The organism is Candidatus Dormiibacter sp., assembly GCF_050999135.1.
Lineage (GTDB): Bacteria > Chloroflexota > Dormibacteria > Dormibacterales > Dormibacteraceae > Dormiibacter > Dormiibacter spiritus.
In genome coordinates this window covers 1-11,597 of record NZ_JBPCPN010000059.1, presented here as the reverse complement: position 1 = coordinate 11,597, position 11,597 = coordinate 1, and the positions used below count along the sequence as shown (strand labels likewise).

The window sequence follows — 11,597 nt, the reverse complement described above, 5'->3', positions numbered from 1 at the left end:
CGGCTACTTCAGAACTAGTGTTGTAAGCTAGGTGCCATGGATATGGCAAAGCGCAACTTCAGTGACATAGTCCGCCGCAGCGGTGAGGTACTGAAGGTCAGTGAGTCAGGCCAGGACGTGCTGCTCCAACGCCGGGACGGAGCTGACCTGATGCTTGTGGAGGCTAAGCGCGAAGAAGGCATTCGGGACAGCCTGCGCACCGCCGCCTCCCTGCTGCTGGCGGGGCTGGAGGGTGACGCTGCGCGGAAAGCATTGACTGCCAAGGCGCCCGGCACGCTGCCCTGGCTGCGGCTGCTACCGGTGGAATGGCACGCGCAGTTCCTGCGCGAGTTTGCTGAGACGGCCCAAGCCGCCGTCGACACTGGAGCGTTCGGGGCGCTGGGCCAACTCGAGCGCAGCTGGAACGTCACGGCCCGGCTATATGCTGAGCCGGCCATGCGGGAGTGGCTGCTGGAACCCATCGAGATCAACCCTGAATACGGCCACCACCGCCTTCGCGAGCGGAAGAATCTGAGCGGGCAACGCCAGCCGAAGGCAACCGCCAGTGCGCGCCCTGGGAAGCCAGGCCGCCGCCGATTGGGAAGTCAAGCCCAGCCGGCGTGAGCGTCGAGCGCTGGCGCGTCACCTGGGCCGGCGCCGAGGCGGAAACCCAGTGGCAGGCCGGCGAGGCTGCGTATCCGACACAGGCCGCCGAGGCTTGGCTGCAGCTGGAGTCCAACCCCTTGGCCCACGGCCTCAGCCTGCCCTCGCCGGCCGCCCAGGTGATTGTCATGGGCAGGCCCATGAGCAAGCGGCTACTCTGGCTCACGCCTGATGTGGTGGTGGGCTTTGCAGTCGACCTGGCAGAGCGGGAGGTCTGGATTCTGACTGTGCGAAAGTATCCCAGCGGAACAGTGTTCTGAGGTGGAGCTGGCGCAGCTGCAGGCCGTCTATCAGGAGCTTTCACGCGGCGTCGACGCTCGGGTCCAGAACTTGCGGGCGCTGCAGCAGAGAGCTGCCACGGGAGCCGCTGCAACTGGCATCCTTCTGGGACTGCTGGCTTCTGAGCGCTCGGCTCGGCCGGCCTTCATCTGGTTGGTGAGCCTGCTTGCGATACTGACCCTGCTGGCCGGTCTCTACTGCGCCGCGAAAGCGCTCTGGCCGCGACGCCTTCAGATCCGATGGCCTCTGCTGCCGCCCGCCTCCAGCGAGCTGTTCACTCTCGAGGCATATCTGGAGTCGTCGCCGAGCGACCTTCTGCGCGGCTTCTGCGAGCAGCTCTTCGATCAGCTGTACTCGGCTGAGCTTCAGGAATCCGAGGCGGACGTGGAGCGCTGGGTGCGGCGGCAGGCGCTCTGTCTGGCTGGGGGCTTCGGCCTCGTCCTGCTGGTCGCCCTCGCGGTGACATTGACCAACTCGGCCCTCAGGTTCTGAGCGGTCAGGGGAGTCACGCCTCCCCTGACAGACCTCCGCTCCCCTGACTCTCGCCGGCCGTCAGCCGGCGAGTTGCAACACCCAGAGTTTCCGCCTCCTGGCAAGCCGGACCGGGAGTCCTCCCCCTGACTGCTCAGTTGTAGCAGCGGACCAGCTGCACCATCACCGACTCCTGGGCAAAGGCCGCCTGGGGTCGCTCGCCGGCCTGAACCCGCTCCGCCGCCCGACGGCACGCAGCTTCGTCCAGCTCCGCAAAGCTCCTGCGTAGCTGGTCGTAAGTCTCTCGTTCCTGTTCCATCATGTCTACCTCTGGCTGATCCTGATAACAAAGAACCCCGCCCCAGTCAACTGAGGCGGGGTTCTCCGGGCCGCTCCTACGGCACTGGCAAACCCGCCTTTCTAATCAGGAGCCCAAGCCGGAGCTCGACGATCGGTGAGATGCGGGAGACTGCCATCGCGCTTCAGGTTAGGACTGCCTGGAGGGAACGGATAGGCAGCGGTTGACAATCAACATCTTCCGGCTTTGTGTGGCGAACACCATAATTAGGCATGGTCACCTCTGCCCGCGAACCTGAGTCTGGGGAGGAGCCGCGGATCCCGCCCCCCACGCTGCGTCAGGCCATGCACTTCGACGGCCTCTCGCAGGCGGTCTTGGTCGGCGGCGGCGCCGGTCTCGACAGGTCGATCGAGTGGGTCCGCGTGATGGAGACACCAGAGACAGAGGACCGGTTGCGCCCGCACGACCTGCTGCTCACCACAGGTTTCCGCCTCCAGGAAGACGTCGACGCTCTGACGCGCCTTGTCAGCAAGATCGCGGCAGCGGGAGGCTCAGGCCTCGTCGTGAAGCTCGGCCGCTCCCTGACGCAGCTGCCGCCCGAGATGGTCAGGGAGGCGGACCACCTCGGCATCCCGCTCCTGACTGTCGGCGAGGAGGTGGCTTGGGCAGATCTGATGGAGCCGCTGTTGGAGCGCATCATCAACGCCGAGCACTGGCGGCTGAAGCGCTCGCTCGATATCCATCGCCGCTTCACCGAGCTGCTCCTCGACGGCAAGGGCGTGAGCGAGATCTGCCGCACGTTGGCGGAACTGCTGGGCAGCCCGGTCTCGGTCGAGGACGCCTCCTTCCATCTGCTGGCTCACGCGGGTGGCAGCGTTGACGCTCACCGGCGGGAGACCATCCACCACCACGGCACCCCGCCCAGGGTGCTCTACGACCCCGAGATCCAGAGCGTCCTCCGCCAGGTTGCCGAGCACAGGCATCCCATGAAGGTGCAGGCTTTCCCCCACCTCGGAATGCAGCGGCCGCGCATCATCGCGCCGATCATGGCCGCCCGGGAACTGCTGGGCGTCATCTCCATCTTGGACCAGCCACCCGACAACGAGGAACTCGCCTACATGGCCGTCGAGCAGGCGGCTCTGGTCATGGCTTTCGCCCTGACCAAGGAGCGAGAGGTGGCGGAGGCTGAAGAGCATGTGCGGGGCGAGTTCGTCGACGACCTGATCCACGGCACCTACGGGGACGAGCCGGCCGCCCAGCGGCGTTCCCGGCACCTGCGCTACCCGCTGCTTGGGCGCCACGTCGTGCTGGTCACTGATGTCGACGACTTTCGGGCCTTCCTGCGCAATCGGAACCTGACTGAGGAGTCGATCCAAGCGGTGAAGCGCGAGCTGTACCGGCGCGTCTCAGGCGTTGTGCGCGCTTCTCATCCCCGCGCTCTCCTCCAAGCCCGCTCCGATAGCGTCGTCGCGCTGATTCCGCTCGGCCCCGAACCCGGCGACCCGCAGGCTCGCCTGCGCGCCCTGGCGGTCCAGGTCCGTGAAGCGCTCGGCGACTGGCGGCCGGGTTTTACAGTCTCCGTCGGTTACTCAGCGGCGGTCGAGGCCCCGGCCGGTGTCGCGACCGCTCACCGGGAGGTGCGGGCCGTGATGGACACACTGGCCCGCTTCCGGCGCTGGGCGCAGATCGTCGCCGTGCCGGAGCTGGGTCTGACGGGGCTCCTGGCCGGCGTCAGCCCTGACCGCCTGGTGGAGTTCTCTCAACGCTATCTCGGCACGCTGGTCGAGTACGACGCGGAACGGGGCGCCGACCTGGTGGCGACGCTCAAGGCGTACCTGGAGCAAGGTGAGCAGCAGGCGGCGGCCCGCCGGCTCCGGATCCACACCAACACGCTCCGCTATCGGTTGGAGCGGATCCGTGAGATCACCGGCTCCTCCCTGGAGGATCCCGAGATTCGGCTCAACCTCACGGTCGCGCTGCGGGTGCACAGCTTGCTCGGCGACGGCCGGGACAGGCGAAGAAGAGAGGGACGGCAGGCGTCCCCTTCTGCAGCCCCAGCGCGTCCTGCTTGAGGTTTTGCGCTGCCCGAACCGGCTCGTGAGTGAAATCGCCGCTGCCTCCGGATCGGCGATTTGGGTGCGGGCCAGGTTGAACTGGACCGCCCCAACGTGGCGCCCAGCCGCAGCCGACGGCTGAGGTGGGCAGCAGAGCGCAGACCACTTCACGCCCTGGCCTCTCGCTGCGAGAGGCGACTCTTCTGCTGCTGATCGCGCCTATTCTCTTCGGCACCACGGGCACCGCCCAGGCGCTGGCCGGAGCCCACGCGGCGCCGCTGGCAGTGGGCGCGTTGCGCACAGCCGTCGGCGGTCTCGCCCTGGTACTTGTGGCCCTGCTCAGCGGGGGCCCACGGCCACTGCTTCAGGTTCTCTTTAGCCGGCCGTTGACTGCAACAGTGGCTGCGGTCAGCGTGGCCGCCTATCAGCTGTTCTTCTTCTCCGCTGTGGCGACCACTGGCGTGGCTCTCGGCACAGTGGTCGCCATCGGCTCGGGCCCAGTGTTCGCCGGACTGTTGGGCCTTCTCATCGGCGAACGTCCCGGCCTTCGCTGGGCGGCCGCCACAGCGCTCGCCCTGGCGGGCGTGCTGGCTCTGGTCGGGCCGGGCGCGCGGGTCGTGCCCGCCGGTGTCGCCACCGCCCTCGGCGCCGGTCTGGCCTACGCCTGCTTCACAGTCAGCGCGCGGCGACTGCTGCGAGCGGGGCACTCGAGCCGAGCTGTGGTTGCCGCGAGCTTTGGCGCCGGCGCACTGTTACTGGTGCCGTTCTGGCTGGGTCAGAACCTGCAGCAACTTGCCGGGCTGCCCGGATTGCTCCTGATCGGCTGGCTGGGGTTCATCACGACGGCGCTCGCTTACCTGCTCTTCGGACGCGGCCTTCGAGCGGTCCCCGCCGCCCGCGCCACCACGCTAGGTCTGGCGGAGCCTCTGACCGCCGCGACGCTGGGGCTGCTGCTGCTTCATGAGCGGCCCACACCGATCGGCTGGCTGGGCGGCGCCTTGATCGCGATGGGTCTGGTCATCCAGGCGGTGCCGACCGCGGACCTCGGACGCCCGGGGGGCTGGCCGCACTGGTTGCGGCGCTGATCGTCACGTGGCTGGGGGCTGCATCCCTCCGCTCGACCCACTTGCGCCTGCACGGCCGCTGTGGCTCGTCGGCGCGAGCAGGTGGCCGGGCCTGTCGGCTGACGCCAATCGGTGCCGTACAGGGAAGTGACGCTAGGCGATCGTCGCCACGACACCCCCCGTCTTGAGCAGGTCAACCATCGTGAAAGCGCCACCTGAGCCATAGGTCGGGGTCCAGTCTGGCTGCTGTTTGAGGTACGACTGGCTGTCGCCCTGGATCAACCCCGCGAGCACTTCGGCTACGATTCGGCCGCCGACCGGGCCGAGGTGCTCACCGTTGGCGGTCACAGCAGCTTCTCGAAGGATGTAGAACCACAGCGGTGTGCTCTGCTGCAGGTGCAGCAGCGATAGGTCGGCGAGGTCGCCGGGCGCCAGCTGCGGCAGCTGCATCGCCTGAGCGACGCGCTGGCCGGACGGCACCCCCATGGTCAGGCCGCGCAGCAGGTTCCGCGTCGGGAGCGAGGTTGGCGAATCGGGCGGCTGGCCCAGGAGATGGAACAGCACAGTCGAGAGGATGGTGTCGATCTTCTTATTTGGCCGCGCCCGGCTGTCTCCGAAGTCGAAGAAGGTCTGCCAGTCAATGAACCGGCGCGCCGCGCGGCGTCCGCCACGGAGGTCCGTAGGATCGTCGGGATTGACTGCGCTGGGGTCGAACAACAGCGCGAAGAACTGCTGTGACGGATCCGTGGCGCTGGTGCCGAAGTTCGCCCGGTAGCTAGGCCGAGCCTGAGAGTGGCCGAAGCGGTAGGCGGCCACCGAAAACTCCACAGGGATATAGGGGTTGTGACGCCACCTGAAGTACTTGAGCCCGTTGTTGAGCACATCGTCGATAGTTGCCTGGCCGACAGTCTTGGGCAGGAACTCGTGCAGGATGAGCCATTGATAGTGCCAGCGCACGGTCCGCTGAGCCTCGGCGAAGAGTTCGTCAGTGGTGTGACCAGACCCCAGTTCAGCCCTGACGTCAGTCACCACCGTGTTGTGGAAACGCAAGAAGGCCAGGTGAAGCTGGGAGACTATCAGGTTCTCATCATTGCGGGGATCACCCGCGATGGCGATGAGCTGGCTGTTGCGAGGCACGTCGTGGCGTGGGCTGCCGTCGACCGAGACCGCCTCCGAGCCGGGTATCGGCTCGGTGAGAAAACTCGTCCGGCCGCCATCGAGCGACTGATCGTAGAGCTGCGGCGAGGCCCCGGGACCGCTCCCATACAGGCTGTCCAAGTCGAGCAGGGGAATTCGAAAGTTGCGGATGGACTCGGGGTCCTGACGCCGGGCGAGACTCGAGGTCGGATCGAAGGTCATGTCGTGATCCAGAAACTGGCCCAGAAATGTGAATCCCGCCGTCATGGTCGGGTTGTTGGGATTGCAGGCTCTTCGCCGGATCGGTGATCAGTGTGATCGGATCGCTAAGGTCGTCGCCGGCGTCCATCGCGCCGCCTGGAGCACCCAATTCAGTGAGCGCTGCACGGATCAACGGTGTGTCGGCGGCGAACGGCGGCAGCGTCGGGAAAAGCCTTCCGAACCGGCCCTGGTCGTAGAAAGTGGATCGCGGTGTCAGGTGACCAGCGTCTACTTCGCCGTGGGCCATGACGCAACTCCTTGTTTCAGCCGTCCGCGCTGGTCCGGATCGGGGCCAGCAATGGCGCAAGGCTCACTATAAACGCCGGCAGAAAGCTAACTGACGTCCGCCCTGCGGTCTTGGCCTAACCATCGGTACAGTCTGTAATCCGGCCACGAGCTTACTGCCGATCGGTTGTAGAGCGGTCACCATGGATGGCGATTCCTCGCCCTTAGCCTTCTGCGGGATGGCGCCTTTCGCTAGCTCCACCCGCGCCCACTGGCCAGGTGACCTGCGCGCCGATCGAGCAGCCTGCGGCATGGGCTTCGTCGCCACCCCCGGAGGGCCGGCCAGCCATCGTGTTGTCACTCTCGGCACAGGTGCGCTGGCGAGGCTGGCCCACCGCGGCGGCCTCGACGCCGATGGCAAGAGTGGCGACGGCGCCGGGCTCCTGATCCAGATCCCTCGCCGCCTCTTCCCAGCCGACACGGCAGTCGCTGTGCTCTTCGATTGGGACGAGCGAGCCCGGACGACGCTGGCCCAGGGGCTGGCCAAGGAGGGTTTGGGCGTGGTCGACTGGCGCTTGGTGCCGATCGATCTCGAGAGCTTGGGCAGCCGAGCGCGGGCCACCGTCCCCAAGATCTGGCACGCGGTGATCACCCGGCCTGACTGCGGCGAAAGCGAGTGGGAAGGCCTGCTCTACCGCGCCCGACGCCTGGCTGAGTCGCGCGCCACGAAACAGGGCGTGCGGATGTACATCCCATCCTGCTCCAGCCGCACCATCGTCTACAAGGGCCTGATGGCAGGGACGCATTTGGCCGCCTTCTACCTTGACCTCCAGGACTCTGCCACCGAGAGCCAGCTGGCGGTTTTCCACCAGCGATATTCGACCAACACGCTGCCCGACTGGCGGCTGGCTCAACCGTTCCGTCTGCTGGCCCACAACGGCGAGATCAATACCATCACAGCGAATCGAGCCTTCATGCGCGCTCGCCAGGCCGAACTCCCTGAGGAGCTGCGCCCGGTGGTGACGGCGGGTTCGGACTCCTCCGCGCTGGACAATGTCCTGGAGCTGCTGGTTCAGCGCGGCTTCGACGCCGCCGAAGCGCTAATGACCCTGGTGCCGGACGCGTGGGAAGCGCGGGGTGACATGGCGCCGAGGGTGCGCGACTTCTACCGTTTCCAGTCCACTCGCTTCGAGCCCTGGGATGGGCCGGCCGCGCTGGCTTTTTCAGACGGCCGGGTGGCAGGTGCAGCGCTCGACCGCAACGGTCTGCGGCCGGTCAGGTATCAGATCACCCGCAGCGGGCTGGTGGTCGCCGCCTCGGAGGCCGGCGTGGTGCCACTCGAACCCGCCGACGTAATCGAGCGCGGTCGTCTGGGGCCGGGCCAGCTCCTGCTCGTCGACGTGCGTGAAGGCACAGTCCATCGCGACGCCGAGGCGAAAAGCTTCGTCGCCTCGCGGCACGATTACGGACTGCTGGCCGACCGGGTGCTCGTGCCGATCGAGCGCCGCCATCGCGACGTGGAAACGCCTCAGGACCTGGTGCGCCAGCAGCGGCTGCACGGTTGGGGGGCGGAGGACGTGAAGATGGTGGTCCAGGTCATGGCGGCGACCGGCCAGGACCCCGTTTACTCGATGGGCGACGACACTCCGATCTCGCCGCTGGGTCGCACGCCCCGCCGTGTCAGCCACCGCCTCCGGCAGCGCTTCGCCCAGGTCACCAACCCGGCGATCGACTCGCTCCGGGAGCGCTCGGTCATGTCTCTGCGAGTGATGCTCGGCGCTCGGGGCCGAACTCTGCTGCCCGGCAACATCGCTGGCGACGAGCTCGGCCTTCGCCATCACCCAGCCATCAGCGCCAAAGGTCATCCGCTGCTGGAGTTGGAGTCGCCGGTGTTGGGCGCCGGCGAACTCGCCCGAGTGCTCGACTCGGCACTTGTACTGGACGCGACCATCAGTCCCGGTGAGTCGCTGCGCGATGCGCTCCTCCGACTCTGCGACCAAGCCGAACACGCACCGGACGGCATCCTGGCCCTGAGCGATCGAAACGCGCGGCCCGATCGGTTGCCGATTCCCTCCCCCCTCGCCGCCGGCGCCGTTCACGAGCGCTTGCTGGCATCTGGCCAGCGCCTCCAGAAGGACCTCGTGAGCGTCGCCGGGGATGTGATAGATGTGCACGACCTCGCCTGCCTCATCACTGTCGGGGCCAGCGCTGTGCATCCCTACCTCGGCTTTGCCACCGCCAACACCGATGAGGGCGAGGCGGGCCAAGTGCAGTACAGGCATGCGCTGGAGCACGGCCTGCTGAAGGTGATGGCGAAGATGGGAATCAGCTGCGTGGCCTCCTACCGGGGGGCGCAGGTTTTGGAGGCGCTGGGGCTCGGGGCCGAGGTGATGCAGCTCTGCCTGCGGGGGGTGCCTTCACGCCTTGGCGGCGACGACCTCGCCTCCCTGCAAACGCAGCTGGAGGCCTGGAGCCAATCGGCCTGGGGAGGTGACGCCCTACCGGCAGGCAAGGACGCGCTGCCCGACTACGGCCGCGTCCGGTTCCGGAAGACAGGCGAATTCCATGCTTACAACCCCCAGGCTGTGCGGGCGGCGCAGAAGGCGGCTGAGACCGGCGACCAGGAGCAATACCTTCGCTGGCGGGAGCTGTCAAGCATGGGTCCCCCGCAGGACGTGCGCGACTTGCTCAAGATCCGGCGGCCGAGCGAACCTGTGCCGCTGGAGCAAGTGGAGCCGGCCAGCGAGATTCGCAAGCGCTTCATCTCGACAGCCATGTCCCTGGGCGCCCTCTCACCCGAGGCGCACGCTGCGCTCGCCGAGGCGATGAACCAGATTGGCGCCCGCTCCAACTCCGGTGAGGGTGGCGAGGAACCGGCTTACTACTCTGACCCCGAGCCGGTCCGCGACAACCGAATCAAGCAGATCGCCTCCGCTCGCTTTGGGGTGACGCCCGCCTACCTGCGCCGGGCTCAAGAGATCGAGATCAAGATCGCCCAGGGCTCGAAGCCGGGCGAGGGTGGCCAGCTGCCGAGCCTAAAGGTGACCGAGCTGATCGCCCGCCTGCGCCACGCGCAGCCCGGCCAGCAGCTGATCTCCCCGCCGCCGCACCACGACATCTACTCGATCGAGGACCTGGCGCAGTTGATCCTGGACCTGAAGACAGTGAACCCGCGGGCTCGGATCGGCGTCAAGCTGGTCAGCGAAGCGGGGGTGGGGACCATCGCGGCGGGTGTGGCCAAAGCCCGGGCCGACTACGTGCTGATCAGCGGCCACAACGGGGGTACCGGAGCTTCGCCGCTCTCTTCCATCAAGGGCGCCGGCTCGCCCTGGGAGCTGGGCCTCGCCGAGACGCAGCAGGTGCTGGTCGCCCATGACCTGCGGCAGCGGCTGAGCGTCAGGACCGACGGCGGTCTGAAGAGCGGCCGGGACATAGTGATCGCCGCCCTGCTGGGCGCTGAAGAATTCGGCTTCGGCACCGGCGTGCTGGTAGCTCTGGGCTGCGACATGGCCCGTCAGTGTCATCTCAACACCTGCCCCACAGGCATCGCCACCCAGCGCGATGATCTGCGCGCCAAGTTCACGGGCCGGCCCGAGTCGGTGATCAACTACCTGACGCTCATTGCGGAAGAGGCGCGCGAGTATCTGGCCCAGGCGGGTGCTCGCTCGATCGACGAAGTGGTGGGCCGGGTGGAACTGCTCCAACCGAGCGGCGATCGACGTGACCTGGATGTGGGATTCCTGCTTCAGCCCCCGGCCGATCCGGCCGCACCCCGACGGCGGCTCTGGCGACGCAACGGCGAGCCCCCCGCGGCGGCACCCAGCAGCGGTCGGATTCAGAACTGCGACCGCACCGTGGGCGCTGATCTCAGCCCGGGCCAGCGCCGCGCCTACCAGGGGAGCGCCGGCCAGAGCTTCGGCGCCTTCTTGGACGGAGACGTCGAGCTGGCGCTGGAAGGCGAGGCGAACGACTATGTGGGCAAGGGCATGGGCGGCGGGGTCATAGCCATCCGTCCCTTTGCCGAAGATGCCAGCGTGGATCCGGTGCTGGCCGGCAACACCTGCCTCTACGGCGCCACTGGCGGCCGGCTCTTCCTGGCCGGCCGGGCGGGGGAGCGTTTCGGCGTCCGCAACTCGGGTGCCACCGCACTCCTGGAAGGGGCCGGCGACCATTTCTGCGAGTACATGACGGGCGGTGTGGTGGTCGCTCTGGGACCTGTCGGTTGGAACGTCGGCGCAGGCATGACGGGCGGCGTGGCCTACATCCGCGAGTGGGCCCAGCACAATCCCGACAGCGTGACTGTGCGGCCCGTGCCGCCCGTCGACTCGCCCGCGCTGAGGGCGCTCGTCGAAGAGCATCGGCAGCGAACCGGCAGCGCCAGGGCATCTGCGCTGTTGGCGGACTGGGAAGCGGCGATGGACGGATTCAGGCAGGTGGTGCCGCTGGCAACCTTGGCTTCAATCCCCACTGAGCCGGCGGCCGGAGCGGCTTCTGGCGCAGCTGCGGCCGCAGTCACCGAGCCGGCGAGGGCCGAGCCAGCAAAGGCAGCACGGCCGAGCTAATACACTCTTACGCGTTCTGCGGGTGCGATTGTGTGGTGCGGAGCGTTGGGGCTTTTAGATGAGTGCCGCCTCCTGGGTCAGAACCGACATCGAAGCCCTGCAAAACGCGGAAACCGCGGCTTTCTCGCAGCGCTTCTTTCGTACTGAAGCCGGTGGCTATGGTGAGGGCGATCGCTTTCTAGGAGTTCGCGTCCCGCTGATCCGAAGCGTCGTGCGCAGGTACTACCAAGGCCTTTCGCTTCGTGACATCACGTCACTGCTGTCCAGCGAATGGCATGAAGTACGGCTGGCGGGGGCATTGGCGATCGGTGCCCAATTTTCCAAAGCAGACGAGGATCTGCAGAGAGCGCTTTTCGAGCTGTATGTGGATCAGCTTGGGGTGGGCCTGAACAGCTGGGACATCATCGGTGTGACCGCCCCAACAGTGGTCGGCGGGTACGTCGCCCGGCATAACGGTGGCCAGCTGGAGCACCTGGCGGGGGCCACGTCCTGTCAAGTGGTGTAAGAACGACGACCACGTCATCCACAACACTTAGCCGGCCGCCGCCAGCTCTGGCACCACCTCCTTCTCCTCGATGATGGCCACTTGGGCCGCCTTCAGCGA

General features: G+C 67.2%; 9 protein-coding genes. 7 read left to right on the top strand and 2 right to left on the bottom strand.

The window, feature by feature from the left end; genetic code table 11:
• Positions 1–36: 36 nt before the first annotated feature.
• Genes ACR2MZ_RS14210 through ACR2MZ_RS14200 form a run of 3 tightly spaced genes read left to right on the top strand, consistent with a single transcriptional unit; the run spans position 37 to position 1,413 of the window.
• Entirely contained in the window at positions 37–603 is a 567-nt protein-coding gene (locus tag ACR2MZ_RS14210) for a hypothetical protein (RefSeq protein WP_434005704.1), read from the top strand.
• Positions 600–902, top strand: coding sequence for a hypothetical protein (locus tag ACR2MZ_RS14205; protein WP_434005703.1), 303 nt, complete (start codon positions 600–602; stop codon positions 900–902). The genes ACR2MZ_RS14210 and ACR2MZ_RS14205 overlap by 4 nt, the downstream gene beginning before the upstream one ends.
• Position 903: 1 nt before the next feature.
• Positions 904–1,413 carry a hypothetical protein gene (locus ACR2MZ_RS14200; RefSeq protein ID WP_434005702.1) on the top strand — a complete coding sequence of 170 codons (510 nt, stop codon included), beginning with the start codon at positions 904–906 and terminating at the stop codon, positions 1,411–1,413.
• A 133-nt stretch (positions 1,414–1,546) separates the two neighbouring features.
• Here the strand turns inward: ACR2MZ_RS14200 and ACR2MZ_RS14195 are convergent, their stop codons facing one another.
• A complete protein-coding gene (locus tag ACR2MZ_RS14195) occupies positions 1,547–1,711 on the bottom strand; it encodes a hypothetical protein (RefSeq protein ID WP_434005701.1) in 165 nt (54 codons plus the stop codon).
• A 251-nt stretch (positions 1,712–1,962) separates the two neighbouring features.
• Between ACR2MZ_RS14195 and ACR2MZ_RS14190 the strand changes: the two genes are divergently transcribed.
• Together ACR2MZ_RS14190 and ACR2MZ_RS14185 are read left to right on the top strand one after the other, a co-directional pair.
• Positions 1,963–3,762: a PucR family transcriptional regulator gene (locus ACR2MZ_RS14190; RefSeq protein ID WP_434005700.1), complete on the top strand. Its 1,800-nt coding sequence runs from the start codon at positions 1,963–1,965 to the stop codon at positions 3,760–3,762.
• A gap of 125 nt (positions 3,763–3,887) precedes the next feature.
• Positions 3,888–4,829, top strand: a complete 942-nt coding sequence (locus ACR2MZ_RS14185) for a DMT family transporter (RefSeq protein ID WP_434005699.1) — start codon at positions 3,888–3,890, stop codon at positions 4,827–4,829.
• Positions 4,830–4,961: 132 nt separating this feature from the next.
• Here ACR2MZ_RS14185 and ACR2MZ_RS14180 read toward each other — a convergent pair whose 3' ends face one another.
• On the bottom strand, positions 4,962–6,212 hold the full coding sequence (locus tag ACR2MZ_RS14180) for a peroxidase family protein (protein ID WP_434005698.1): 1,251 nt from the start codon (positions 6,210–6,212) through the stop codon (positions 4,962–4,964).
• A 458-nt stretch (positions 6,213–6,670) separates the two neighbouring features.
• Here ACR2MZ_RS14180 and gltB point away from each other — a divergent pair, with 458 nt between their 5' ends.
• Positions 6,671–10,993: a glutamate synthase large subunit gene (gene gltB / locus ACR2MZ_RS14175; RefSeq protein ID WP_434005697.1), complete on the top strand. Its 4,323-nt coding sequence runs from the start codon at positions 6,671–6,673 to the stop codon at positions 10,991–10,993.
• A gap of 58 nt (positions 10,994–11,051) precedes the next feature.
• Positions 11,052–11,498 (top strand): DNA alkylation repair protein, encoded by a 447-nt coding sequence (locus ACR2MZ_RS14170; protein ID WP_434005696.1) that lies wholly within the window; start codon positions 11,052–11,054, stop codon positions 11,496–11,498.
• Positions 11,499–11,597: the final 99 nt, after the last annotated feature.